Origin of the sequence: Cellulomonas sp. IC4_254 (genome assembly GCF_011603975.1) — a bacterium.
Classification (GTDB): Bacteria; Actinomycetota; Actinomycetes; order Actinomycetales; family Cellulomonadaceae; genus Cellulomonas.
In genome coordinates this window covers 1-25,757 of sequence record NZ_JAANNB010000030.1, presented here as the reverse complement: position 1 = coordinate 25,757, position 25,757 = coordinate 1, and the positions used below count along the sequence as shown (strand labels likewise).

At 74.2% G+C, this 25,757-nt stretch carries 26 protein-coding genes; 21 read left to right on the top strand and 5 right to left on the bottom strand.

Annotated elements, in window-relative coordinates:
- The first annotated feature begins 54 nt into the window (after window positions 1–54).
- The 18 genes from G6556_RS05205 to G6556_RS05120 all read left to right on the top strand — a co-directional run bounded on the left by G6556_RS05205 (window position 55) and on the right by G6556_RS05120 (window position 18,593).
- Window positions 55–1,170 carry a site-2 protease family protein gene (locus G6556_RS05205; RefSeq protein WP_166939194.1) on the top strand — a complete coding sequence of 372 codons (1,116 nt, stop codon included), beginning with the start codon at window positions 55–57 and terminating at the stop codon, window positions 1,168–1,170.
- A gap of 11 nt (window positions 1,171–1,181) precedes the next feature.
- Complete coding sequence (locus G6556_RS05200) at window positions 1,182–2,261, top strand: tRNA (adenine-N1)-methyltransferase (RefSeq protein ID WP_166939192.1); 1,080 nt, start codon at window positions 1,182–1,184, stop codon at window positions 2,259–2,261.
- A gap of 135 nt (window positions 2,262–2,396) precedes the next feature.
- The gene (gene arc, locus G6556_RS05195) at window positions 2,397–4,025 is read left to right on the top strand and encodes a proteasome ATPase (protein ID WP_166939190.1); all 1,629 of its coding nucleotides are present in this window, start codon (window positions 2,397–2,399) and stop codon (window positions 4,023–4,025) included.
- Window positions 4,026–4,170: 145 nt separating this feature from the next.
- The gene (locus G6556_RS05190; RefSeq protein WP_166939189.1) at window positions 4,171–4,842 is read left to right on the top strand and encodes a DUF4956 domain-containing protein; all 672 of its coding nucleotides are present in this window, start codon (window positions 4,171–4,173) and stop codon (window positions 4,840–4,842) included.
- The gene (locus tag G6556_RS05185; protein WP_166939187.1) at window positions 4,839–5,621 is read left to right on the top strand and encodes a VTC domain-containing protein; all 783 of its coding nucleotides are present in this window, start codon (window positions 4,839–4,841) and stop codon (window positions 5,619–5,621) included. Before G6556_RS05190 ends, G6556_RS05185 begins: the two co-directional genes overlap by 4 nt.
- Window positions 5,622–5,686: 65 nt before the next feature.
- The gene (locus G6556_RS05180) at window positions 5,687–7,522 is read left to right on the top strand and encodes a carbohydrate-binding domain-containing protein (RefSeq protein ID WP_166939185.1); all 1,836 of its coding nucleotides are present in this window, start codon (window positions 5,687–5,689) and stop codon (window positions 7,520–7,522) included.
- Window positions 7,523–7,561: 39 nt separating this feature from the next.
- Entirely contained in the window at window positions 7,562–9,190 is a 1,629-nt protein-coding gene (gene dop, locus G6556_RS05175) for a depupylase/deamidase Dop (RefSeq protein WP_346774731.1), read from the top strand.
- Window positions 9,191–9,312: 122 nt separating this feature from the next.
- A complete protein-coding gene (locus tag G6556_RS05170; RefSeq protein WP_166939183.1) occupies window positions 9,313–9,507 on the top strand; it encodes a ubiquitin-like protein Pup in 195 nt (64 codons plus the stop codon).
- Window positions 9,508–9,525: 18 nt separating this feature from the next.
- Window positions 9,526–10,377 (top strand): proteasome subunit beta, encoded by an 852-nt coding sequence (gene prcB, locus G6556_RS05165; RefSeq protein ID WP_166939198.1) that lies wholly within the window; start codon window positions 9,526–9,528, stop codon window positions 10,375–10,377.
- Window positions 10,374–11,099 (top strand): proteasome subunit alpha, encoded by a 726-nt coding sequence (prcA, locus tag G6556_RS05160; protein WP_166939182.1) that lies wholly within the window; start codon window positions 10,374–10,376, stop codon window positions 11,097–11,099. The genes prcB and prcA overlap by 4 nt, the downstream gene beginning before the upstream one ends.
- Before the next feature lie 11 nt (window positions 11,100–11,110).
- Window positions 11,111–12,472 (top strand): Pup--protein ligase, encoded by a 1,362-nt coding sequence (gene pafA / locus G6556_RS05155; RefSeq protein WP_166939180.1) that lies wholly within the window; start codon window positions 11,111–11,113, stop codon window positions 12,470–12,472.
- A gap of 110 nt (window positions 12,473–12,582) precedes the next feature.
- Entirely contained in the window at window positions 12,583–13,488 is a 906-nt protein-coding gene (locus tag G6556_RS05150) for an FKBP-type peptidyl-prolyl cis-trans isomerase (protein ID WP_166939178.1), read from the top strand.
- A gap of 2 nt (window positions 13,489–13,490) precedes the next feature.
- Window positions 13,491–14,261 (top strand): imidazole glycerol phosphate synthase subunit HisF, encoded by a 771-nt coding sequence (hisF, locus tag G6556_RS05145; RefSeq protein WP_166939176.1) that lies wholly within the window; start codon window positions 13,491–13,493, stop codon window positions 14,259–14,261.
- A 61-nt stretch (window positions 14,262–14,322) separates the two neighbouring features.
- Entirely contained in the window at window positions 14,323–14,538 is a 216-nt protein-coding gene (locus tag G6556_RS05140; RefSeq protein WP_166939175.1) for a hypothetical protein, read from the top strand.
- A gap of 37 nt (window positions 14,539–14,575) precedes the next feature.
- Window positions 14,576–15,205: a dephospho-CoA kinase gene (gene coaE / locus G6556_RS05135; RefSeq protein ID WP_166939173.1), complete on the top strand. Its 630-nt coding sequence runs from the start codon at window positions 14,576–14,578 to the stop codon at window positions 15,203–15,205.
- Entirely contained in the window at window positions 15,202–15,870 is a 669-nt protein-coding gene (gene pcp / locus G6556_RS05130; protein ID WP_346774730.1) for a pyroglutamyl-peptidase I, read from the top strand. The genes coaE and pcp overlap by 4 nt, the downstream gene beginning before the upstream one ends.
- Before the next feature lie 101 nt (window positions 15,871–15,971).
- Entirely contained in the window at window positions 15,972–18,077 is a 2,106-nt protein-coding gene (uvrB, locus tag G6556_RS05125) for an excinuclease ABC subunit UvrB (RefSeq protein WP_166939171.1), read from the top strand.
- Between the two features lie 69 nt (window positions 18,078–18,146).
- Window positions 18,147–18,593, top strand: a complete 447-nt coding sequence (locus G6556_RS05120; RefSeq protein WP_166939170.1) for a VOC family protein — start codon at window positions 18,147–18,149, stop codon at window positions 18,591–18,593.
- A 134-nt stretch (window positions 18,594–18,727) separates the two neighbouring features.
- Here G6556_RS05120 and G6556_RS05115 read toward each other — a convergent pair whose 3' ends face one another.
- The 3 genes from G6556_RS05115 to G6556_RS05105 form a co-directional block, all read right to left on the bottom strand.
- Window positions 18,728–19,012, bottom strand: a complete 285-nt coding sequence (locus G6556_RS05115; RefSeq protein WP_166939168.1) for a hypothetical protein — start codon at window positions 19,010–19,012, stop codon at window positions 18,728–18,730.
- Window positions 19,013–19,256: 244 nt separating this feature from the next.
- Entirely contained in the window at window positions 19,257–19,781 is a 525-nt protein-coding gene (locus G6556_RS05110) for a hypothetical protein (RefSeq protein ID WP_166939166.1), read from the bottom strand.
- A 313-nt stretch (window positions 19,782–20,094) separates the two neighbouring features.
- On the bottom strand, window positions 20,095–20,391 hold the full coding sequence (locus tag G6556_RS05105) for a hypothetical protein (protein WP_166939165.1): 297 nt from the start codon (window positions 20,389–20,391) through the stop codon (window positions 20,095–20,097).
- Between the two features lie 300 nt (window positions 20,392–20,691).
- Here G6556_RS05105 and G6556_RS05100 point away from each other — a divergent pair, with 300 nt between their 5' ends.
- Both G6556_RS05100 and G6556_RS05095 read left to right on the top strand, forming a co-directional pair.
- Window positions 20,692–21,732, top strand: coding sequence for a TerC family protein (locus G6556_RS05100; RefSeq protein ID WP_166939163.1), 1,041 nt, complete (start codon window positions 20,692–20,694; stop codon window positions 21,730–21,732).
- A gap of 7 nt (window positions 21,733–21,739) precedes the next feature.
- Complete coding sequence (locus G6556_RS05095) at window positions 21,740–22,771, top strand: TerC/Alx family metal homeostasis membrane protein (RefSeq protein ID WP_166939161.1); 1,032 nt, start codon at window positions 21,740–21,742, stop codon at window positions 22,769–22,771.
- A gap of 42 nt (window positions 22,772–22,813) precedes the next feature.
- Here G6556_RS05095 and G6556_RS05090 read toward each other — a convergent pair whose 3' ends face one another.
- Complete coding sequence (locus tag G6556_RS05090; protein ID WP_166939153.1) at window positions 22,814–23,107, bottom strand: YciI family protein; 294 nt, start codon at window positions 23,105–23,107, stop codon at window positions 22,814–22,816.
- 71 nt (window positions 23,108–23,178) lie between these two features.
- Here G6556_RS05090 and G6556_RS05085 point away from each other — a divergent pair, with 71 nt between their 5' ends.
- The gene (locus G6556_RS05085; RefSeq protein ID WP_166939151.1) at window positions 23,179–24,348 is read left to right on the top strand and encodes an acyl-CoA dehydrogenase family protein; all 1,170 of its coding nucleotides are present in this window, start codon (window positions 23,179–23,181) and stop codon (window positions 24,346–24,348) included.
- 107 nt (window positions 24,349–24,455) lie between these two features.
- Here G6556_RS05085 and G6556_RS19100 read toward each other — a convergent pair.
- The coding region (locus G6556_RS19100) for a DUF4190 domain-containing protein (protein ID WP_205693061.1) at window positions 24,456–25,757 on the bottom strand (1,302 nt) is incomplete at its 5' end.

Sequence of the window (25,757 nt, the reverse complement as noted above, 5' to 3'; positions counted from 1 at the left end):
ACGCGCCCGACGACCCAGCCCCGCGCACGCACCCGCGCCACGTAGCCTTCCCCCGTGGCAGAGAGAACGCGGGGCTGGGTCGTCGGGCGCGTGGCGGGGACGCCGGTCGTCCTGAGCCCGAGCAGCCTGCTCGTCGTGGCGGTGATCGCCCTGGTGTTCGCGCCCTCGGTCCGGTACCGCGCGCCGGGCCTCGGGACGGGCTCGACCTACGTGGTCGCGCTCGTCGTCGGCCTGCTCCTGCTGCTGTCGGTCCTGGTGCACGAGCTCGCGCACGGCCTGACGGCCCGTGCCCGAGGCCTGCAGGTCCGCGAGTACGCGCTGACCCTGATCGGCGGGCACACGGCGTTCCACGGCCGGATCACCCCGTTCACGGAGGGGCTGGTCGCGGTCGTCGGCCCGGTCGCCAACCTGGTGCTGGCCGGGGTGCTCTGGCTCGTCGCCCAGGCCGTCGACCCGTTCGGGCTGCCGGCGCTCGTCCTGTTCGCCGCCGCGTACAGCAACGCGTTCGTCGGCCTGTTCAACCTGGTGCCGGGCCTGCCGCTGGACGGCGGCATGGTGCTGGAGTCGGTCGTGTGGGGGGCCACGGGCGACCGGCGGCGTGGCACGCTCGTCGCGGGCTGGGTGGGCCGGGTGTTCGCGGTGGGCTTCGCCGCCTGGGTGATCCTCGTGCCGATGCTCCGCGGCGGGCGCCCCGACCTGTGGGCCGTGGCGTGGGCCGCGCTCGTCGGCGCGTTCCTGTGGTCCGGGGCCTCCGCGGCCGTCCAGTCCGCCCGCTCGGGGCGGGCCGTCGACGCGCTGCACGTCGGGGCCGTCGGCACCCGCGCCGTCGGGGTCCCGGCCACGGCCGTGCTCGCGCAGGCCGATGCCGCGCGCGGGCAGACCGGCGCCGACGCCGTCGTGCTGCTGGCCCCCGACGGCCGCCCGGCGGCGTACGTCGACCCGCAGGCCGCCAACGCCGTCCCCGCCGCGGACCGGGCGCACGTCCCGCTCACCGCGGTCGCGGTGACGCTCCCCGCAGGCGCCGTCGTGGACGCGACGCTGCGCGGGCCCGAGCTGGTGCAGGCGGTCGCCGCGGTGTCCCGGTTCTCGCCCGTCGCGGCCGCCGTGCGGGACGGCCACGTCGTGGCCCTCGTGCGCAGCGCGGACGTCGCCGCGGCGCTGCGCCCCTAGGATCGACCCCCGTGACCGCGCAGACCCCCGCGCCCGAGCCCGCCGCCCCCACGCCGACGGGTGCCGACCAGCGCCGCGGCCTGCTCCGCGTGGGGGAGCGCGTCCAGCTGACCGACCCCCGGGGCCGGCTGCACACGATCACCCTCGCGCCGGGCGCCACGTTCCACACGCACAAGGGCTACTTCCGGCACGAGGAGCTCATCGACGCGCCCGAGGGCACCACCGTCACCAGCTCCGGCGGCGTCGAGTACCTCGCGCTGCGCCCGCTGCTCAGCGACTACACGCTCTCCATGCCGCGCGGCGCCGCCGTGGTGTACCCGAAGGACGCCGGCCAGATCGTCGCGATGGCCGACATCTACCCGGGCGCCCGGGTGGTCGAGGCCGGCGTGGGCTCCGGCGCGCTCACGATGTCCCTGCTGCGCGCGGTCGGCGACGGCGGCCGGCTGCACTCCATCGAGCGCCGCGAGGACTTCGCCGCCATCGCCCGCGGCAACGTCGAGACGTTCTTCGGCGGCCCGCACCCCGCGTGGCGGCTGTCCGTCGGCGACCTGTCCGACGTGCTCCCGGTCGCCGAGGCGCCGGGCGAGGTCGACCGGGTCGTCCTCGACATGCTCGCGCCCTGGGAGAACCTCGACGCGGTCGCGACCGCGCTCGCGCCCGGCGGCGTGCTCATCGCGTACGTCGCCACCGCCACCCAGCTGTCCCGGCTGGCCGAGGACATCCGCGCCGACGGCCGGTACACCGAGCCGCAGGCCTGGGAGTCGATGGTCCGCGGCTGGCACCTCGAGGGCCTGGCCGTCCGCCCGCAGCACCGGATGATCGGGCACACCGGCTTCCTGCTCACCACCCGCCGGCTCGCCGACGGCGTGCTGCCGCCGCTGCGCAAGCGCCGCCCGGCCAAGGGCTCGCAGCCGGGCGAGGCCGGCGAGGCGGCGCTCGTCGACGAGGTCGGCGACGTCGTGACCAGCAGGTCCTTCCAGGAGGTGCCCGACGCCGAGTGGACCCCCGAGGCCCTCGGCGAGCGCGCCGTGTCCGACAAGAAGGTGCGCAAGGTGCGCCGCGACGTCGGCCAGGCCCCCGAGGCGGACTGACCCGGGCGGAGGTCCGGCGGCGGCCTCCCGTCGCCCCGGCGAGGCGCCGCCCCTGCGATTGACACGTGTGGTTAGGGTCTCCCCACGACAGCCCCACAGCGCCGTGAGGTCGACCCGCGATCGGAGGTACCGGCGATGACGGAACCGACAGCCCGCGACCTGCAGCGCGAGCTCGCGCTCCTGGCCGCCAAGAACGAGCGCATGTCCGACGCGCTCGTGGCGGCGCGCGACCAGATCATCGAGCTCAAGCGCCAGATCGACGACCTCGCGAAGCCCCCGGGCACGTTCGCGACGTTCCTCGCCGCCCGCGAGGACGGGACGGTCGACGTCGTGTCGTCGGGCCGCAAGATGCACGTGGGCGCCAGCCCGGCCATCGACGTGCACCGGCTCCGGCCCGGCCAGGAGGTCATGCTCAACGAGGCGCTCACCGTCGTCGAGGCCGGCGGCTACGAGCAGGTCGGCGAGCTCGTGACGGTCAAGGAGCTCATCGGGCGCGAGCGGGCGCTGGTCGTGGGTCGCGGCGACGAGGAGCGCGTCGTGCGCCTCGCCGGCCAGGTGCTCGACGGCTCGGTGCGGGTCGGCGACGCCCTCACGGTCGAGGCCCGCAGCGGCTTCGTGTTCGAGCGGGTGCCGCGGGCCGAGGTCGAGGACCTCGTGCTCGAGGAGGTCCCGGACATCGACTACGCCGACATCGGCGGCCTCGGCCCGCAGATCGAGCAGATCCGCGACGCCGTCGAGCTGCCGTTCCTGCACCCCGACCTGTTCCGCGAGCACGGCCTCAAGCCGCCGAAGGGCGTCCTGCTCTACGGCCCGCCCGGGTGCGGCAAGACGCTCATCGCCAAGGCCGTCGCGCACTCGCTGGCCGCCACCTCGGCTCGCGCCCGCGGCGAGGAGGTCACCGAGGCCAAGTCGTACTTCCTCAACGTCAAGGGCCCGGAGCTGCTCAACAAGTACGTCGGCGAGACCGAGCGGCACATCCGGCTGATCTTCTCCCGGGCGCGCGAGAAGGCCTCCCAGGGGCACCCCGTCGTGGTGTTCTTCGACGAGATGGAGTCGCTGTTCCGCACCCGCGGCACCGGCGTGTCCAGCGACGTCGAGACCACGATCGTGCCGCAGCTGCTGGCCGAGATCGACGGCGTCGAGCGCCTGGAGAACGTCATCGTGATCGGCGCCTCCAACCGCGAGGACATGATCGACCCGGCGATCCTGCGGCCCGGCCGTCTCGACGTGAAGATCAAGATCGAGCGGCCCGACGCCGAGGGCGCCCGCGAGATCTTCGCCAAGTACCTCACCCCGGACCTGCCGATCCACGCCGACGACCTCGCCGAGCACCACGGCTCCACCGCCGCGGCCGTCGACGCGATGATCGCCCGCGCCGTCGAGCGGATGTACTCGGAGAACGAGGAGAACCGGTTCCTCGAGGTCACCTACGCCAGCGGTGACAAGGAGGTCCTGTACTTCAAGGACTTCAACTCCGGCGCCATGATCCAGAACGTCGTCGACCGCGCGAAGAAGTCGGCGATCAAGGACCTGCTCGCGACCGGCCAGCGCGGTCTGCGCGTCGAGCACGTGCTGACCGCGTGCGTCGACGAGTTCAAGGAGAACGAGGACCTGCCGAACACCACCAACCCCGACGACTGGGCGCGCATCTCCGGCAAGAAGGGGGAGCGCATCGTGTTCATCCGCACGATCGTCCAGGACAAGAAGGGCGAGGAGGCCTCGCGCCGGATCGAGAACGTGCAGAGCACGGGGCAGTACCTGTAGCGGACCGCCACCCCGCTGCTCCGACCAGGGCCCGCCGTCGACTCAGACGGCGGGCCTTGCTCGCGCACAGGGACCGCACAGCGCCGCGCGGCTTGATGGTCGTACCCGGTTCACCGGGCGTTCATCCCCGACCCGCGAGGTGCCCATGCCTGCCGCCGTCCTGTTCGCCGCCGATCTCGTCGCGATCGCCGTCCTGACCTTCGCCCTGTACTTCCCCCGGCACCGCCGGCGCGACCTCGTCGTCGCGTTCCTCGGCGTCAACGTCGGCGTCCTCGCCGTCGCCGGGGCGCTGTCGACCAGCACCGTCGGCGCGGGGCTGGGCCTGGGGCTGTTCGGGGTGCTGTCGATCATCCGGCTGCGGTCCTCGGAGATCGACCAGCGCGAGGTCGCGTACTACTTCGCAGCGCTGGCCCTCGGCCTGATCGGCGGGCTCGGCTCGTCGCTCGGCGTGCTGGCGCTCGTGCTCATGGCGATGGTCCTGGTGGCGCTGTACGTCGGCGACCACCCGCGGCTGCTGCGCGGCTACCGGCAGCAGGTCGTCGTGGTCGACCGCGCGTTCGGGGAGCACGCGGCCCTCGTCGCGCACCTCGAGCAGCTGCTCGGCGCCCGGGTGCACTCCGCGACCGTGCAGCGGCTCGACCTGGTGGACGACACCACCGTCGTCGACGTGCGGTACGCCGCCCTGCCCGCGGCCGCGCCGGGCGGTCCGGGCCTGCTGCCGGTGGTCCGGACGGCGCCGGCCGCGGACGGTGCGCCCGCGGCGCACCCCGCGGGCCCGGCGCACCCCGCGTCGACGCTGTCCGGGGTGTCCCGGTGACCCCCGCCGCCGCGCCGCTCGCCGCCCGCCTCGCCCGCCTGCCCGCCGTCGGCCTCGACGAGCTCCAGGCCACGGCCGCGCTGCAGACCCGCGTCGACCGCAAGTACGTCCTCCCGCTCGACGCCCTGCCCGACCTGGTGGCGGCCCTGCCGGACGGCACCCGCCGCCTGGTGATCGACGGGCGGGACGCCTTCGGGTACGAGTCGGTCTACTTCGACACCCCGGACCTGGACGCGTTCCACCTGGCCGCCGGGCGCCGGCGCCGCCGGTACAAGGTCCGAACCCGCACCTACACCGACACCGGCGGCTGCTGGCTGGAGGTGAAGACCCGCGGCCCGCGCGGCACCACCGTCAAGGACCGGCGCGAGCACGACGTCCGCGCCCGGGACGAGGTCGGTGACGCGCTCGGGTTCGTCGTCGACACCCTGCGGGCGCACGGGGTCGCGCTCCCGGACGACCCCACCGGGGACGAGCCGCTGCTCGCCCCGACGCTCACCACCCAGTACCGCCGCCGGACCCTGCACCTCCCCGATGGGGCGCGGCTCACCGTCGACACCGGGCTGGAGTGGCTCGGCGCGCGGTCCGCGGCCGCGGTGCCCGCGCACGCGGTGGTCGAGACCAAGAGCGTCGCCGGGGCGTCCGCCGCGGACCGCGCGCTCTGGGCGCTCGGCCACCGGCCCAGCCGGATCTCGAAGTACGCCACCGGCCTGGTCGTCCTGGACCCGGCCCTGGGCGGCCGGCCGTGGCGGCGCACCCTGCGCCGCTCGCTCGCCGCCTGACCCCGCAGCACCGACCCGCGCGCCCACGACCCGCGCGCCCCCTGAACCCCACGAAGGAGCCCCTCATGCGCCGACCTCGCCGCGTCATCGCCGTCCCCGCCGTCCTGCTGTCCCTCCTCCTCACCGGCTGCGCGGCCGACGCCGTCGCCGGCACGTCGGACGCGTCCGGCACGACGAGCGAGAGCACCACCGTCACCGCCGGCGCCACGGCCGAGGAGGTGCTCGCCGCCAACGCCGACGTGCACGAGGTCGCGGACGCGGGCACCGCCACCGGCACGATCACCCTGGACGGCGACACGGCCACCTCGGACGCCGACGGCGTCACCGTGGACGGCTCCGTGGTCACGATCACCGCCGGCGGCACCTACACGATCTCCGGGACCCTGGACGACGGCCAGGTCGTCGTCGACGCCGGGGACGCGGTCGTGCACCTGGTCCTGGACGGCGCCGACATCACCTCGTCCACCGGCGCCGCCCTCGTGATCAGCAGCGCGGGCTCGGCGGTGGTCGAGCTCGCCGACGGCTCCGTGAACGCGCTCACCGACGCCACCACGTACGCCGACGCCGACGTCGAGGACGCGCCGAACGCCGCGCTGTTCAGCACCGCCGACCTCACGCTCACCGGCGACGGCGCCCTCACCGTCACCGGCAACGCGAACGACGGCATCGCGTCGAAGGACGGCCTCGTGATCGAGTCCGGGCAGATCACCGTCGACGCCGTGGACGACGGCATCCGCGGCAAGGACTACCTCGTCGTCTCCGGCGGCACCCTCGACGTCACCGCGGGCGGCGACGGCCTGAAGGCGGACGACGACAGCGACGCGACCGAGGGTTTCGTGGTCGTCTCCGGCGGCGACGTGACCGTGGCGGCCGACGGCGACGGCGTGGACGCCGAGACCGACGTCGTCGTCACCGGCGGCACCCTCGACGTCACCGCGGGCGGCGGCAGCGGCACCGAGCCGACCGACGAGACCTCGACCAAGGGCCTCAAGGGCTCCGCGAGCGTCGTCGTCGGGGGCGGCTCGGTCTCCGTGGACGCCTCCGACGACGCGGTGCACTCCAACGGGGTCGTCTCGATCACCGACGGCGACCTCACCCTGTCCAGCGGCGACGACGGCGTGCACGCCGACGTGGCGCTCGACGTCACCGGCGGCGCCGTCGACGTGCTGACCTCCTACGAGGGCCTGGAGGCCGAGGCGATCACCCTCGCCGGCGGGGACATCACCGTCGTCGCCTCGGACGACGGCATCAACGCCGCCAGCAGCGCGACGGGCAGCACCGAGGACGCCCAGGGCGACTGGGCCGGGCCCGGGGGCGAGTCCTCCGGCACCGCCAGCCTCACCATCACCGGCGGCACCGTCGCCGTCGACGCGGGCGGCGACGGCCTCGACGCCAACGGCACGCTCACCATGTCCGGCGGCACCGTGGTCGTGAACGGCCCGACGAACGACGGCAACGGCGCGATCGACGCCGACAGCAGCCCGTCCGTCACGGGCGGCACGCTCGTCGCCGCGGGCTCGTCGGGCATGGCCATGGCACCGGGCACCGACGGCCAGGGCTGGGTGTCCGCGACGTTCGACTCCGCGCAGCCCGCGGGCACGACGCTCGCCGTGGTCGACGCCGACGGCACCGTCGTCGCGACCTTCACGCCGACCAAGCAGATCACCTCCCTGGTGATCTCCGCCGCCGCCCTCACCGCGGGGGAGCAGTACACCGTCGTCTCGGGGGCCACGGCGTCCGGCGAGGCCGTCGACGGGTACACCACGACCGGCGACGCCTCCGGCGCGACCGAGGTCCTCACCGTCACCGCGGGGGAGCACACCGCCGGCATGGGCGGCATGGGCGGCGGCCAGCCGGGCGGGGGCGGCCAGGGCGGCGGCCGGCCCGGCGCCGACGGCTGACGCCCTGCGCGCGGCCCACCCCGACATAGGGTGGGCCGCGTGACCGTGCGCCGCGTGATGGGGATCGAGACCGAGTACGGCGTGCTGCAGCCCGGCCGTCCGACCGCCAACCCGATGCTCCTGTCCAGCCACGTCGTGGCCGTGCACGCGGCGGCCCGGCAGGGCGGGCGGGCGAAGGCGCGCTGGGACTACGACGACGAGGACCCGCTGCAGGACGCGCGGGGCTTCCACCTCCAGCGGGCCTCGGCCCACCCGTCGCTGCTCACCGACGACCCGGCCCGTCCGGCCCCGTCGGGCGACGCGGGGGCGGCCGACGGCCCGCAGGAGGTCGCGCGGTCGCTCGTCGAGGAGTACGAGGACCCGGGCGCGGCCAACGTCATCCTCACCAACGGCGCCCGGCTGTACGTCGACCACGCGCACCCGGAGTACTCCTCGCCCGAGGTCACCAACCCGCTGGACGCCGTCCGCTGGGACCGCGCGGGCGAGCTGGTCATGCTCGCCTCCGTCCGGGCGCTGGCGTCCACCCCGGCCCTGCCGGACGTCGCGCTCTACAAGAACAACGTCGACGGCAAGGGCGCGACCTACGGCACCCACGAGAACTTCCTCGTCGAGCGGTCCGTACCGTTCGTCGACCTGGCCGCGCGGCTCACGCCGTTCCTCGTCACCCGGCAGGTGTTCACGGGCGCCGGGCGGGTCGGCCTCGGCCAGCGCGGCGAGGAGGCCGGCTTCCAGCTGTCCCAGCGCGCCGACTACATGGAGGCCGAGGTCGGCCTCGAGACCACCCTGCGCCGGCCCATCGTCAACACCCGCGACGAGCCGCACGCCGACCCCGACAAGTGGCGCCGGCTGCACGTCATCATCGGCGACGCCAACCAGCTCGAGGTCGCGACCTACCTCAAGCTCGGCACCACGTCCCTCGTGCTGTGGCTCATCGAGCGCATCGCCGACGGCGCCGCCGCCGACCTGGGCCGGTCCCTCGACCGCCTCGCCCTGGCCGACCCGGTGGGCTCCGTGCACGCCGTCAGCCACGACCTCACGCTGACCCGCAGGCTGCACCTCGCCGACGGCCGGCTGCTCACCGCGATCGAGATCCAGCAGGAGTACCTCGCCGCGGTCCGCACCGCGATCGGCCGGTCCGTCGGCACCGGCGACGGCCCCGACGCGCAGACCGCCGACGTCCTGGCCCGATGGGGGTCCCTGCTCGACCGGCTCGCCACCGACCCGGCGTCCTGCGCCCGCGAGGTCGAGTGGCTCGCCAAGATGCGGCTCCTCGAGGGCCTGCGCCGCCGCGACCACCTCGACTGGGACCACCCCCGGCTGGCCGCGGTCGACCTGCAGTGGTCCGACGTCCGGCCCGAGCGCGGGCTCTACCACCGGCTGGTCGACGCCGGCGCCGTCGAGCGGCTCGTCACCGACGAGGACGTGCGCGTCGCCGTCAGCACCCCGCCCGAGGACACCCGCGCGTACTTCCGCGGCCGCACCATCGCCCGGTTCGGCGCCCACGTCTCGGCGGCCAGCTGGGACTCCGTCGTCTTCGACGTGCCCGGCGCCCCCACCCTGCAGCGCGTGCCCATGCGGGACCCCCTGCGCGGCACGCGGGCGCACGTGGAGGACCTGCTCGAGTCCTCCCCGGACGTCGCGAGCCTCCTGGCGGCGCTCGGGTCCTGACCTCCGGCCACGACGCGCACCGGCCCCACGGGAATGCGCGCCGACCAGGGCCTAGGGTGGTGGCACTGCGGGTCGCACGCCCAGCGCGCGCGGCCCGTGCCCGACTACCGCCGGAGGTGGACATGGCTGGTCAGGAGCGCGCTCGGGACCGTCGCGAGGACGACGAGCCGGTCGACGGGCCCGACGTCGAGCAGGCCGCAGCGGTCGCGCAGCAGCGCGACGCCGAGGTCGACGCCCTCCTCGAGGAGATCGACGACGTCCTGGAGACCAACGCGGAGCAGTTCGTGCGCGGGTTCGTGCAGAAGGGCGGGCAGTGACGCGTGCCGACGGACCCGCTGATCCCGGCGGGACGGCTGCCCGGGGCGTTCACCACCCCCGGGTCGTCGTCCTTCGTCGACTTCCTCGCCCAGCACGCCCCGGACCTGCTGCCCGGGCGGCGCACCCCGCTGCCCGTCGGTGACGTGAGCCCCGGCGCGAGCGCCCCGCACGCGACGACGATCGTCGCGCTGTCGTTCGCCGGCGGCGTCGTCATGGCCGGCGACCGGCGCGCCACCATGGGCTCGCAGATCGCCTCGCGGGACATCGAGAAGGTGTTCCCGGCCGACGACTACTCCGCGGTCGGCATCGCCGGCACCGCGGGGCTCGCCGTCGAGCTCGTCCGGCTGTTCCAGCTCGAGCTCGAGCACTACGAGAAGATCGAGGGCACTCTGCTCTCGCTCGACGGCAAGGCCAACCGGCTCGCCACGATGATCCGCGGCAACCTCGGCCTGGCCCTCCAGGGCCTCGCCGTGGTCCCGCTGTTCGCCGGCTTCGACCTCGACCGGGGGACCGGGCGGATCTTCTCCTACGACGTCACCGGCGGCCGGTACGAGGAGCACCAGCACCACAGCGTCGGCTCCGGCTCCGTGTTCGCGCGCGGCTCCCTCAAGAAGCTCTGGCGACCTGGGCTGGACGCCGACGAGGCCGTGCGCCTCGCCGTCGAGGCCCTCGTGGACGCCGCGGACGACGACTCGGCCACCGGCGGCCCCGACACCTCGCGGCGGATCTGGCCCGTCGTCGCCACCGTCACCGCCGCCGGCTACCTGCGGGTGGGCGACGCCGACCTCGGGGACGTCGTCGCCCGGGTGCTCGCCGACCGCGCCGAGCAGCACGCCCGCGCCCGCGCAGAGGAGGACCCGACGCGATGAGCATGCCCTTCTACGTCTCGCCCGAGCAGCTGATGAAGGACCGGGCCGACTACGCGCGCAAGGGCATCGCCCGCGGCCGCTCCGTCGTCGTCCTGGCCTACGAGGACGGCATCGCGTTCGCCACCGAGAACCCGTCCCGCGCGCTGCACAAGGTGTCCGAGATCTACGACCGCATCGCGTTCGCCGCGGTCGGCAAGTACAACGAGTTCGAGAACCTGCGTGTCGCCGGCGTCCGGTACGCCGACCTGCGCGGCTACTCGTACGACCGCCGGGACGTGAACGCTCGGGGCCTCGCGAACGCCTACGCCCAGACCCTCGGCACCGTCTTCACCACGGAGTCCAAGCCGCTCGAGGTCGAGATCGTCGTGGCCGAGGTCGGTCCCGACGCCGCCACCGACCAGATCTACCGGCTGTCCTACGACGGCTCCGTCGCCGACGAGCGCGGCTTCGTCGTCATGGGCGGCCAGGCCGAGCGGCTGCGCCAGGAGGCCGCCGACGCCTGGACGCCCGGCATGCCGCTCGCCGAGGTGCTCCAGCTCGCCGTCCGGGTGCTCGGCGCGCCCGCCGACGGGGCCGACGAGGACGACCGCCGCGTCATCCCCGCCGCCCAGCTCGAGGTCGCGGTCCTCGACCGCACGCGCCCGCGCCGCGCGTTCCGGCGCCTGTCCGGCGTGGTCCTCGAGGACCTGCTGGGCTCGGCCGCAGCACCCGACCTGCCCTGAGGAGCCACCCCATGGACCGACGCATCTTCGGCCTGGAGACCGAGTACGGCGTGACCTGCGCCGCGGACGACGGCCGCGGCCTGTCGGCCGACGAGGTCGCCCGGTACCTGTTCCGCAAGGTCGTCGCGTGGGGGCGCTCGTCCAACGTCTTCCTGCGCAACGGCTCGCGCCTCTACCTGGACGTCGGCTCGCACCCCGAGTACGCCACCGCCGAGTGCGACGACTGGCGCCAGCTCGTCACGCACGACCGGGCGGGGGAGCGGATCCTCGAGGGCCTCGTCGCCGACGCCCAGCAGCGGCTCGAGCACGAGGGCCTGTCCGGGCGGATCCACCTGTTCAAGAACAACACCGACTCCGCGGGCAACTCGTACGGCTGCCACGAGAACTACCTCGTGCGCCGGCAGGGCGACTTCTCCCGGCTGTCCGACGTCCTCGTGCCGTTCCTCATCACCCGGCAGATCCTCACCGGCGCCGGCAAGGTCCTCGCGACCCCGCGCGGCGCCGTGTTCTGCCTGTCCCAGCGCGCCGACCACATCTGGGAGTCGGTGTCCTCGGCCACCACCCGGTCCCGGCCGATCATCAACACCCGCGACGAGCCGCACGCCGACGCCGAGCACTACCGCCGGCTGCACGTGATCGTCGGCGACTCCTCGATGTCCGAGACCACCACGATGCTCAAGGTCGGGTCCACCGACCTGGTGCTGCGGCTAGTCGAGGCCGGCCTGCCCATGCGCGACCTCACCCTCGAGAACCCGATCCGGGCCATCCGCGAGATCAGCCACGACGTCACCGGCATGCACCCGGTCACCCTCGTCAGCGGCCGCACGGTCACCGCCGTCGACCTCCAGGAGGAGTACCTGGGGCGCGTCCAGGACTGGGTCGCCGCCGAGACCGACGCCGACCCCGAGGTCAAGCAGGTCCTCGAGCTCTGGGAGCGCGGGCTGCGCGCCCTGCGCACCGGCGACCTGTCCCTCGTCGAGCGCGAGCTCGACTGGGTGATCAAGTACCGGCTCATCGAGCGGTACCGCGCCAAGCACGGCCTGGACCTGTCCGACGTCCGCGTCGCCCGCATGGACCTCGCGTACCACGACATCTCCCGCACCGAGGGGCTGTACAACCTGCTCGCCCAGCGCGGGCTGGTCGAGCGCGTCACCACCGACGTCGAGGTCTTCGAGGCCACCTCCGTGCCCCCGCAGACCACCCGCGCCAAGCTCCGCGGCGAGTTCGTCCAGGCCGCGCAGGAGGCCCGACGGGACTACACCGTCGACTGGGTGCACCTCAAGCTCAACGACCAGGCGCAGCGCACCGTGCTGTGCAAGGACCCCTTCCGCAGCGTCGACGACCGGGTGGAGCGGCTCATCGAGTCCATGTGACGGCGCCCCCGGCAGGTCTTCACCGGACCTGACCGCCGGGAGCGTCCGAGGGGGCCCGCGCGGACCCGTACAGTGGGCGCGCACCGTGCAGGACCCTCGGAAGGAACGACGTGCGACGACTCGTGGCCGCCTGCGCCGCCGCGGCGATGCTGCTGCTCGCGGCCTGCTCCTCGCAGGAGCCGGAGCCCCCGGAGGTCGTCGTCACCGGCGACGCCGGCGCGGCGCCGACCGTCACCTACCGCACGCCCCTCAGCATCACCGAGGCCACCCACGAGGTCGTCTGGCCCGGCTCCGGCCCCGACCTCGTCGAGGGCCGGCCCGTCCTGCTCGACTTCTGGCTCGAGGACGCCGCCGACGCGTCCCTCGTCAAGGAGTCCTACAGCTCCAGCCCCACCCCGCGGCTCCTCACCGAGGAGGACCTCGGCAAGGACCTGTACGCCACGCTCTCCGGGCAGAAGGTCGGCGCGCGCCTGCTCCAGCTCAGCCCCGCGTCCGACGCCAGCGCCTCGTCCTACCCGACCGTCACCGTCCTCGACGTGCTGCCCATCCGCGCGTCCGGCGAGCCCGTCGCCCCGCGCGAGGGCATGCCCGCGGTCACCCTCGACGACGACGGCGCCCCGTCCCTCGCGCCCACCGGCACCGAGCCGCCCTCGGACCTCGTCGTCCAGCCGCTCCTGCGGGGCACGGGCACCCAGGTGTCCGAGGGCGACGTCATCACCGTCCAGTACACCGGCTTCGTCTGGTCCACCGGCGAGGCGTTCGACTCCACCTGGACCAACGGCAGCCCCAACACCTTCCCGCTCGAGGACGTGCCCGCCTGGTCCGAGGCGCTCGTCGAGCAGACCGTCGGCAGCCAGGTGATGGTCGTCGTCCCGCCGTCCTACGCCCTCGGCGCCACGCAGAGCGAGGAGCTCCAGGGGCAGACCATCGTCTTCGTCATCGACCTGCTCGCCACCCGCAGCCCCGCGGCGGCCGGCAGCGACCCGAGCGCCACCGCCGCGCCGGAAGGGGAGTGAGCGTGTCCGTCGCCCTCCGGGTGATCCCGTGCCTCGACGTCGACGCCGGCCGCGTCGTCAAGGGCGTCAACTTCGAGAACCTGCGCGACGCCGGTGACCCGGTCGAGCTCGCGCGCCGCTACGACGCCGAGGGCGCCGACGAGGTCACCTTCCTCGACGTCTCCGCCTCCTCCGGCGACCGCGAGACCACCTACGACGTGGTCCGGCGCACCGCCGAGGAGGTCTTCGTCCCGCTCACCGTCGGCGGCGGCGTCCGGTCGGCGGACGACGTCGACCGGCTCCTGCGCGCCGGCGCCGACAAGGTCGGCGTCAACACCGCCGCCATCGCCCGGCCCGAGCTCATCGCCGAGATCGCGCACCGGTTCGGCAGCCAGGTCCTCACCCTGTCGGTCGACGCCCGGCGGGTCGCCGGCGACACCCGCACCGACTCCGGCTACGAGGTCACCACCCACGGCGGGCGCACCGGCACCGGCATCGACGCCGTCGCCTGGGCCGTGCGCGCCGCCGAGCTCGGCGCGGGGGAGATCCTGCTCAACTCCATGGACGCCGACGGCACCGAGGCCGGCTTCGACCTCGAGATGCTGCGCGACGTCCGGCGCGAGGTGCGCATCCCGCTCATCGCCTCCGGTGGCGCCGGGACCGTCGAGCACTTCGCCGCCGCCGCCGACGCGGGAGCGGACGCCGTCCTCGCGGCCAGCGTGTTCCACTTCGGGCAGCTCACCGTCGGTCAGGTCAAGGACCACCTCCGCGCCACCGGCCACACCGTCCGGTGACCCGCGGCTGACCTCGGCCGAACGCCTGCGCGGCCCCGGCCGGCTCTGGCACAGTCGGGTCATGCGCTCCGCGGACGCCCCGACCGGCAGGCTCCGGACCTCCGCCGTGGCCATGGCCGTCTCCGCGGCCTGCGGCGTCGTCCTCGCGGTCTTCGCGGCCCAGGACGACCGGGCCCTGCCGCTCGTCATCGCCTGCGTCCAGGTCGTCGCGTGCCTCTGGGTCGTCGGGGACAACCTGCGGGAGCTGCGCCGCCGGCGGACCGGGTCCGCGCGGTGAGGTGCGGTCCTGCGCCCGGGCACGGCACGATGGGGCGATGCAGCGCATCGGACTGACCGGGGGGATCGCGGCCGGCAAGTCGGTCGCGGCCGAGCGCCTCGCCGCGCGGGGAGCCGTCCTCATCGACTACGACCTGCTGTCCCGCGACGCCGTCGCCCCGGGCTCCGCGGGCCTCGCCGCCGTGGTCGAGGCCTTCGGGGACGGCGTCCTCCTGGCCGACGGCACCCTGGACCGGCCCGCGCTCGGCGCGGTGGTCTTCGCCGACGCGGGCGCGCGCGAGCGGCTCAACGGCATCGTGCACCCGGTCGTGCGCCGGCTCGCCGCCGAGCGCGAGGCCGCCGCCGCCACCGCCGACCCCGGCGCCGTCGTCGTGCACGACGTCCCGCTGCTCGTCGAGACGGGACGCGCCGACGCGTTCCACCTCGTCGTCCTGGTGCACACCCCGGCCGTCCTCCGCGTCGAGCGGCTGGTGCGGACCCGGGGCCTCGACCGCGACGAGGCCGAGCGCCGCATCGCCGCGCAGGCCACCGACGACGAGCGGCTCGCGGTCGCGGACGTCGTGCTCGACGGCTCCGGCGCGCCCGAGGACCTGCAGCAGCAGGTCGACGCCCTGTGGGACCGGCTCGCCGCCGAGCGGCACGACGAGCAGGAGGTGGACGCCCCGTGAGCGCAGGCTCCGTGCCGACCGTGCTGCTGACCGGCTTCGAGCCGTTCGAGCAGCAGGAGGTCAACGCCTCGTGGGCCGCCGTCCGCGCCGTCGCCGGCTCGTGGGACGAGGCCGCCGAGGGCGCCGCTCTCGTGACCGCGCTGCTGCCCGTCTCCTTCGCGCGCGCCCCGCGCCGCCTCGCGGAGCTCCTGCTCGACGTCCGGCCGGACCTCGTCGTCGCCGTCGGCGAGGCCGGTGGCCGTGCGGCCGTCTCGGTCGAGCGCGTCGCCGTGAACGTCCAGGACGCGCGGATCCCCGACGAGGACGGCGCCCAGCCCGTCGACGTGCCCGTCGTCCCCGGCGGCGACGCCGCGTACTTCTCGACCCTGCCGGTCAAGGCCTGCCTGACGGCGCTCCGCGACGCGGGCGTGCCGGGCGAGGTGTCGAACACCGCCGGCACCTTCGTGTGCAACACCGTCGCGTACGCCCTCGCCGACCAGCTCGCCGCGGGCCACGCCCCGGGGGCGCGCGGCGGGTTCGTGCACGTGCCCCGGCTGCCCGAGCAGGTGCCGGACGGCGCGGCGTCGCTCGGGGTCGCCGAGACCGCCGAGGGCCTGCGGGCCGTGCTGCGTGCGGCCCTCCGGACGACCGAGGACGTCCGGCTGGCGGCGGGCACGCTGGCCTGACCTGCCGGGCGGTCGGCCGGGACCTCCTCCGCCGCCACGCCCTCGGCGAACCCGGCCCCTCGGCCGGGGCGTGTGTCAGACGTCCGTCGTACGGTTGACGCATGCGTCCCGTGACCGACCTGCAGCGCACCGTCGCCCCGTTCGAGGTGGTGTCCGAGTACAAGCCCTCCGGCGACCAGCCGCAGGCCATCGCGCAGCTCGCCCAGCGCATCCGGGCGGGGGAGAAGGACGTCACGCTGCTCGGTGCCACCGGTACCGGCAAGTCGGCCACGACGGCCTGGCTGATCGAGGAGCTGCAGCGCCCCACGCTGGTGATGGCGCCGAACAAGACGCTGGCCGCTCAGCTGGCCAACGAGTTCCGCGAGCTGCTGCCGAACAACGCGGTCGAGTACTTCGTCTCGTACTACGACTACTACCAGCCCGAGGCGTACATCGCGCAGACGGACACCTACATCGAGAAGGACTCGTCGATCAACGACGAGGTCGAGCGCCTCCGGCACTCCGCGACGTCCTCGCTGCTCACCCGGCGCGACGTGGTCGTGGTCGCCTCGGTGTCCTGCATCTACGGCCTCGGCACGCCGCAGGAGTACGTCGACCGGATGGTGACGCTCGACGTCGGCGACCAGGTCGACCGCGACGCGCTGCTGCGCCAGTTCGTGTCGATGCAGTACTCCCGCAACGACATGGCGTTCACCCGCGGCACGTTCCGGGTGCGCGGCGACACCGTGGAGATCATCCCGGTGTACGAGGAGCTCGCGATCCGCATCGAGTTCTTCGGCGACGAGATCGAGGCGATCCAGACCCTGCACCCGCTCACGGGCGAGGTCGTGCGGAACGAGAAGCAGGTGCACGTGTTCCCGGCGACGCACTACGTCGCCGGCCCGGAGCGCATGGAGCGCGCGATCAACGGCATCGAGCACGAGCTCGAGGAGCGGCTCAAGGACCTGGAGCGCGCGAACAAGCTGCTCGAGGCGCAGCGGCTGCGCATGCGCACCACCTACGACATCGAGATGATGCGCCAGATCGGCTCGTGCTCCGGCATCGAGAACTACTCGCGGCACATCGACGGCCGCGCGCCCGGCACGGCGCCGAACACGCTGCTCGACTACTTCCCCGAGGACTTCCTGCTCGTCATCGACGAGTCGCACGTGACGGTCCCGCAGATCGGCGCGATGTTCGAGGGCGACATGTCCCGCAAGCGGAACCTCGTCGACTTCGGCTTCCGGCTCCCGAGCGCGATGGACAACCGCCCGCTCCGCTGGGAGGAGTTCGTCGAGCGGATCGGCCAGACGGTGTACCTGTCGGCGACCCCCGGCGACTACGAGCTGGCCATGTCGGACGGCGTGGTCGAGCAGATCATCCGCCCGACCGGCCTGGTCGACCCGCAGGTCGTGGTCAAGCCCACGAAGGGCCAGATCGACGACCTGCTGGACGAGATCCGCACCCGGGTGGAGAAGGACGAGCGGGTCCTGGTCACGACGCTGACCAAGAAGATGGCCGAGGACCTCACCGACTACTTCCTGGAGAAGGGCGTCCGGGTCCGGTACCTGCACTCCGAGGTGGACACCCTCCGCCGCGTCGAGCTGCTGCGCGAGCTCCGCATGGGCGAGTACGACGTGCTCGTCGGCATCAACCTGCTCCGCGAGGGCCTGGACCTGCCCGAGGTGTCGCTCGTCGCGATCCTCGACGCGGACAAGGAGGGCTTCCTCCGCTCCGGCAAGTCGCTGATCCAGACGATCGGCCGCGCCGCCCGCAACGTGTCGGGCGAGGTGCACATGTACGCGGACAAGATCACGCCCGCGATGCAGCTCGCGCTGGACGAGACGGACCGCCGACGCGAGAAGCAGATCGCGTACAACACGGAGCACGGCATCGACCCGCAGCCGCTGCGCAAGAAGATCGGCGACATCACCGACCTGCTGGCGCGTGAGGACGCGGACACGGCCGAGCTGCTCGGTGGCGCGGGCCGGCAGGCCAGCCGCGGCAAGGCCCCGGTGCCCGGGCTCGGGTCCAAGGCCGGGCCCCCGACGGAGCGGACCAAGCTCGCGGGTGCGGCGGCGGGGGAGCTCGCCGGCCTCATCCAGGACCTGACCGACCAGATGCACGTGGCGGCGGGCGAGCTGCAGTTCGAGCTCGCGGCGCGGCTGCGCGACGAGATCTCCGGGCTGAAGAAGGAGCTGCGGCAGATGCACGCCGCGACGGCCTGACCCCGGGCCCGGCGCTGGACCCGCTCACCCGGCCGGGCGCGGGCGCACCACCGACGATCGGAGGCACGCATGGCCCTCGAGGTGCAGGTTGTGATCGACGCGCGGTCGCCGCGCGCCCTCGGCGCCTTCTGGGCGTTCGCGCTCGGCTACGTCGAGGAGCCGCCGCCGGCGGGCTTCGACTCGTGGGACGCGGCGCTCGACGCCTGGGGTCTCCCGCCCGAGGACCGCGACCAGGCGTACGCCGTCGTGGACCCGGCCGGCGCCGGACCGCGCGTGTTCTTCCAGCGGGTGCCGGAGGAGAAGACCGTGAAGAACCGCGTGCACCTGGACGTCCGCTACTCGGCCGCCCAGGGGGTCGACCGCGAGGACCGCGCGGCGAAGCTCGCCGCCGCCCAGGAGCACGCCGCCGCGCTCGTCGAGGCCGGCGCCACCGTGCTGCGCGAGGTCGACGACCCGCGCGAGGGCGTGTGGGTGGTCATGGCCGACCCCGAGGGCAACGAGTTCTGCGTGACGTGATCGGGAGGACGTGGTCGTCCACGCGGTGAGCGCCCCCGGCTGGTTGGACCGGAGAGCACCGAGGCCCGCAGCAGGCGGGCGTCGTCGCGGGTCGAGAAGGTCTGTCGGATCTGGTCCTGGCTCGTCCCGCGCGGTCACGGCGCGCCGGGTTCACGATCGTCGCGCGCCACCCACTCGACCCGGAACTTCTGCCCCAGGGCCTCGACCGCGCCGGAAGCCCACTGACCGATCACGGCGTCGAGGTTTGCGGGGAGGATGAGCGCGTCCTCATCGCGCCCGTCGTCGAGCACGACCCGCTCCTCGATCGTCTCGACCGAGTCGCCCCAGCGGCTCCACCACAGGAGCCCGCCGACCCTGGGCGTGAACACCTGGCGCCGGAGCAGGACCTCGCCGACACGTGCCCCGTCCACGGTCAGCACTCCGGCCCGATCGCGGAAGGGGTCGAGCCGTGGGTCGCGGGGGTCGGCGGGCGGGGGGTTCAGCGGCATCGCGGTGCCCGGCGGCCGACGGGGTCAGAGCAGGGAACGCCGGGGCGCGCATCGGCCGAGGTCCGCGGCACCGCATCTCCACCGTGGTCCCTTGGGCGCGGCCACGGCGTCCGGGGCGCGGCCGCCGTCAGCGCGTCCCCGCCCGCCGCCGTGCGGACGCGCGGCCAGGTCCTCCTCACCGCGTCAGGGCTGACGTGTCGGACCCCGATCCGGGGCAGGGGAAGTCCGCGACGAGGCGGGCGTACTCCTGGGCGTCGCCCACGCCGGAGTCGACGGAGTACTCGCCCGGCGGCAGGCCGCGCAGGTCGTCGAGGTCGACTCTCCCGGCGCCGTACAGGGCGTGAGAGGTGTCGACCGCGATGCCCACGAGCCCGCCGGGATCGGCGTAGTCGCCCTCGGTGTGCTCCCAGGCGCCCTCGGCCAGCTCGACACCGTCGGCCGCGTCGCCGCCGAACGTCGTGGCGTGCCACACCGGCTGCCACGAGCCGTCTGCCGCCTGCGTCTCGACCCTGGCGGCGACGACCTGCTCCCCGGGGCACCGGGGGATCAGCACCGTGAGGACGTCGTCGTCGAGCCGCAGGCCCACGGGCGGCGGCTCGGGGTCGGAGGGGACGAGCCCGCAAGCGCCGACGACCGACAGGACGAACGCCGCCGGGAGGACGGTCCTGCGCAGCGTCGCGGTCGTGGCCCGTGGGGGCATCGGGCGCGGAGGCCCGCTCCGAGCGGCCACGAGTATCCCTTCCCTCAGCCGCACGTCCGCGCGGGACGCACGCCGCGCACCGGACGGCCACGCCGCACCGGGCGTGACAGCCGGACGGTAGCGCGCGGGCGCCGTGCGGCGGTGCGGAACCGGGGATGGTTCACCCTGCCGCGCGCGGGAACGTGCGGGCAGGTCGCCTCCGACCTCATGTCACGACGGTCTCGACGCCGTCGATCGTCCGGTGCTGCGCGTCCGGCGCGACCCCCACCCGAGCAGGAGCGCGCGAAGCCGGCTGCAGGTCCGCGTCCGGCGGCTACTCGGGCCACCCCGAGGTCAGGTCCTCCAGGTAGCGCACCACGTCGCGACGACACGCAGGGTACATCGCCTCGCCGCGGGACTCGGCGAGCGCTGCCGCGATGGCGTTCACCGCGCCGACCAGGTCGGTCCGGTCCGCGCCGAGCACGGCGATCGCCCGGTCGACGACGTCGTCGTACTCGCCGGGAGGGCAGTCGGGTCCCAGCAGATCGGCGCCGAGCAGGCCCCCGACGGCGGCGCGCACCCGGCGGACGAACAGCCGGTCCTGCCGGGCTCGGTGGGTCGTGCTGTGCATCGCTCGCTCCGTCGTCCGGGTCTGACCTGGTCGGTACCCGCACGGTACGGCCTCCCGGCCGAGCGGGTTGCCGGTCCGCGCGTCATGACCCGCGTCACACGACGTACCAGCGCCGCCGCCGCGTGCACGTAGGACCGATGACCTATGCTTGCGCACGCAGTGGAGGGGAGTATCCCGACACGACGCCCCCGTCATCACGGTCGTCGACGACGCCGACCCGGGACGTCGGCCCGGTCACGGGTGGGAGAGACCTCCGGTACTCAGCCGTATCTTCAGCCGTCTGTACCGGAGGAATGCTCTATGTCCGTCGACCTGTGGGTCTGGATCGCGACCGCCGTCGCGATCGTCGGGATGATCCTGTTCGACTTCTTCGCGCACGTGCGCACGCCGCACGCGCCGTCGTTCCGCGAGGCCGCCATCTGGTCCGCGGTGTACGTGGGCCTGGCGATCGTGTTCGGCGTGGGGCTCGGCTTCGTGTGGGGCTGGGACCACGGCACGGAGTACTTCGCGGGGTACGTGACCGAGAAGAGCCTGTCGGTCGACAACCTGTTCGTGTTCCTCATCATCATGACGAAGTTCGCGGTGCCGCGGGAGTTCCAGCAGAAGGTGCTGCTCGTCGGCGTCGTGATCGCGCTGGTGCTGCGGACCGTGTTCATCCTGCTGGGTGCCGCGGCGATCGAGCAGTGGTCCTGGGTGTTCTACATCTTCGGCGCGTTCCTCGTGTACACCGGCGTGAAGCTCGCCAAGGAGAAGCACGACGACGACGAGCTCGCCCATGCCGGCGAGGAGAAGGACGGCCTCGCGGTCCGGCTGCTCAAGCGCGTGTTCCCGACGGTGGACGAGTACCACGGCGACCGCCTGACGACGAAGATCGACGGCAAGCGGTTCATCACCCCGATGCTCGTCGTCATGGTCGCGATCGGCGCCACGGACGTGCTGTTCGCGCTCGACTCGATCCCCGCGATCTACGGGCTGACGCAGGAGCCGTACATCGTGTTCACCGCGAACGCGTTCGCGCTGCTCGGCCTGCGCCAGCTGTACTTCCTGATCGGCGGGCTGCTGGAGCGCCTGGTGTACCTGAACAAGGGCCTCGCGTTCATCCTGGCGTTCATCGGCCTCAAGCTCGTCTTCCACGCGATGCACGTGAACGAGCTGCCGTTCATCAACGGCGGCGAGCACATCGAGTGGGCCCCGGAGATCCCGACGTGGCTGTCGCTGCTCGTGATCCTGGGTACGCTCGCCGTCGCGACCGTCGCGAGCCTGGCCAAGACCCGGCGCGACCGGGACGCCGCTCCTGCCCTGACGGACGAGCAGGAGCCCGCCGCCAGCAAGGAGCACTGACCCCCGCATGGACGTCTCGCCGCTCGTCTGGATCGTGTCGCTCGGCCTCGCCGCCGCCGTCCTCGTCGTGGACGTCGCGGTGGTCGGCCGGCGGCCGCACATCCCGACGACGGCGGAGTGCCTGCGGTACCTCGGGATGTACATCGGGCTCGCGCTCGTGTTCGCCGTGGTCGTCGCCCTCGTGTGGGGCGGCGGCCCGGCGGGCGAGTTCGTCGCCGGCTGGCTGACCGAGTACTCGCTGTCGGTCGACAACCTGTTCGTGTTCCTGCTGATCATGAGCCGGTTCGCCGTGCCGCGGCAGTACCAGCAGACGGCGCTGCTCATCGGCATCATCCTGGCGCTGGTGTTCCGCGGGATCTTCATCGGGATCGGCGCCGCGGCCATCGCGTCGTTCTCCTGGGTGTTCTACCTGTTCGGCGCGTTCCTGGTGTGGACGGCCGTGAAGGTGGCCCGCGAGGGCGTGGGGGAGGACGCGGACGAGGCGGCCGAGGACTACAGGGCGCCGGCGCTGGTCCGGGTGGTGCAGCGGTTCCTGCCGACGACCGACGGCTACGACGGCGTCCGGCTGACCGCGAAGGTCGACGGCCGGCGGCACGTGACGCCGATGCTGCTGGTCCTGGTCGCCATCGGCGCGACGGACCTGCTGTTCGCGTTCGACTCGATCCCCGCGGTGTTCGGCCTCACGCAGGAGCCGTACCTGGTCCTGATGGCGAACGTCTTCGCGCTGATGGGCCTGCGGCAGCTCTACTTCCTGCTGGGCGGGCTGCTCACCCGGCTGCGCTACCTCAACGTGGGCCTGGGCGTGCTGCTCGGGTTCATCGGCGTGAAGCTCGTGCTGCAGGCGCTGCACGAGAACTCGCTGCCGTTCGTCAACGGCGGCGAGCCGGTGGGCTGGGCGCCCGAGCTGCCGTCCTGGGTGTCGCTGGCGGTGATCGTCGTGACGCTCGGCCTCACGGCGGTGACGAGCATCGCGGCGGCGCGCCGGGACGAGCGGCGCGCGGCGACGGCGCCCGCCGGGGACGCCGACCGCCGGTCCTGAGCGGGCCGGCGGCCGGGGTCGCGCGGGTCCGGCGGACGACGGTCAGGCGCCCGGCGACGCCCAGGGGCCGAGGATCAGGTTCCACGCCCGGATCTCGACGTCGGCGATGACGCCGGCCCGCGCGAACGGGTCGTCGGCGAGCAGGACCTCGAGGGCGGCGACGTCGGTGGTCTCGAACACGAGCAGCGCGCCGGGGTCCCCGTCGGTGAACGGGCCGGAGCCGCGGAGCAGGCCGCGGTCGGCGAGGCCGCGCAGGTAGGCGCGGTGCTCGGGCCGGACCTCGTCCTGCAGGTCGGCGCGCTGGTCGTAGGTGTAGCGGACGGCGAAGGTGGCCATGCCGCCATCCTGCCGCACGCCGCGCCCCGTCCCGGCCCGGGTGGTCCGGTCGCGGTGGCAGAGTGAGCCGCATGACCCGTACCCCCGCGCCACGCACGCTGCTGACCGACGACCTGCTGGCCCGCGTGGCGGAGCGCGCCCCGGTGCACGACCGGGAGAACACGTTCCCGCACGCGGACCTGGACGACCTGCGCGACGCCGGCTACCTGCGGGCCTTCGTGCCGGAGGCGCTCGGGGGCGCGGGGCTGTCGCTGGAGGAGGTCGCGCGCGAGCAGGTGCGGCTCGCCGGGGCGGCGCCCGCGACGGCGCTGTCGGTGAACATGCACCTGGTGGTGACCGGGATGGCGTCCGTGCTGGCCGCCCGCGGCGACGACTCGCTGGCGTTCGTGCTGCGCGACGCGGCGGCGGGGGAGGTCTTCGCGTTCGGGAACTCGGAGGCGGGCAACGACCTGGTGATGTTCGGCTCGCGGACGCGGGCGGAGCGCCAGCCCGACGGCGGCTACCGGTACCACGGCACGAAGATCTTCACGTCGCTGTCGCCGGTGTGGACCCGGCTCGCCACCTTCGGGCTCGACGCGGACCACCCGGACGGCCCGCGCCTGGTGCACGGCGTCGTCGCGCGGGCGGACGGAGGTGTCGAGACCAAGGACGACTGGGACACCCTGGGCATGCGGGCGACGCAGTCCTGCACGACGGTGCTCGACGGGGCGTACGCGGCACCGGACCGGGTGTTCCGCGCGCTGCCGCCGGGCCCGAGCGCCGACCCGTACGTCCTGGCGTTGTTCCAGGTGTTCGAGATCCTGCTGGCGGCCGTGTACACGGGCATCGGCCGGCGCGCGCTGGAGCTCGCGGTCGCCGCGGCGCACCGGCGCACGTCGATGAAGAACGACGGCCGCAGCTACGCGCAGGACCCGGACATCCGGTGGCGGGTCGCGGACGCGGCGATCGCGCAGGACGGGATCGAGCCGCAGGTGTGGGCGCTCGCCCGGGACGTCGACGAGGCGGTCGACCACGGCGCGCTGTGGTTCGCGAAGGTGGTCGGCCTGAAGGTGCGGGCGACCGAGACGGCCCGCGAGGTGGTGGACCGCGCGATCCGGGTCTCCGGCGGCGGGTCGTACTTCTCGCGCAGCGAGCTCGGCCGGCTGTACCGGGACGTGCTGGCGGGGCTGTTCCACCCGTCGGACGACGAGTCGGCGCACGGCACGGTCGCGAACGCCTGGTTGGGGCCCGTCGACCGCTGACCGCGGCGGCCCGCCGCGCCCTCGCGGACGCCTCGGCCCCGGGACGCAGGACGGCCCCGGGGCGTGCTGCCCCGGGGCCGTCCCCGCGTCGTACGTCGCGCGGTCGGTCAGTCGCCGATCTCGCTGGCGCAGCTCACCGCGTACTCCACGCGGTTGCCGCAGGTGGAGCCGAACGCCTCGTAGTCGGTGTCGAAGTCGGACGCCCAGTACAGGTCGTCGCAGGCGGTGCCGCTGCCGGCCTCGCAGGCGTCCCACAGCGCGTCGAGCTCGGGGTCGTCGCCGTAGGTCGTCGCCCCGGTGCTGCTGCCGAGGTCGGTGCCCTCGTCGGTGCCCGGATCGGTCGCGGCCGAGTCGCAGAACGAAGTGCCGTCGGTCGTGCCGCCGCAGGTGCTGCCGAACTCCTCGTACTCGGAGCCCGACGGGGCCTCCGACCACAGCGAGTCGCACGCGGCGAGGTCGCCGGCCGCGCAGGAGTCCCACAGGGCGTCGAGCTCGGCGTCGTCGCCGTACGCCCAGCGGGTCGGGTCGACGGAGGTGCACAGCGTGCTGCCGTCGGTGCGCCCGCCGCAGGTGTCGCCGAACTCCTCGTCGTCCGAGCCGGACGGCGCGTCGTAGAAGAGGTCGTCGCACGCCTGCATGTCGCCGGACTCGCAGGAGGACCGGAGCGAGGCCATGTGGTTGTTGTGCGAGACGACCGCGGTGCCGATGGTGACGCCGAGGACGATCCAGCTGAGCACGCCCAGACCGCCGAGCACGATGCCGGCGATCGCGAGGCCGCGGCCCTGCGTGCCGTTCTTCTTGGTGCGGCGCAGGCCGATGATGCCGAGGACGACCGCCACGACGCCGGTCCACAGGATGCCGGTGACGAGCGCGGCGATGGACACGCCGTCGGTCTTCGGTGCGGCCTGGTACTGGTTCGGGGAGTACGGCGCCTGCGGGTAGCCGCCGCCCGGGTAGCCGCCGCCGGGCTGCGGGTACGGCGTGCCCGGCTGCGGGTAGCCGCCGCCGGGGGCGGGGTAGCCGCCGGGCGCGGGGTAGCCGGACCCCTGCTGCTGCGACGGGTCGCCGGCGGGACCGCCGTACGCGGGGGAGCCGCCGGCGGCCGGGTACCCGGTGCCCTGCCGGGCCTCGCCGGCCGCGGAGGCGTCCGGGGCGGCGTAGGGGGACGAGGCCGGGTACGCCGAGGTCGGCGCGTCCGGGGTGCCGGCGGAGGCGGTCGGGTACGCGGCGGTGGGCGCGTCCGAGCCCGGGGCGCCGGAGGGCGACGACGTCGGGTACGCGGCCGTGGGCGTGCCCGAGCCGGGGGCGCCGTACGGGGACGACGTCGGGTACGCCGAGGTCGGCGTGGTCGGGTAGGCCGCGGTCGGCGCGTCCGAGCCGGTCGTCGGCGGCGTGGGCCACGACGGGAC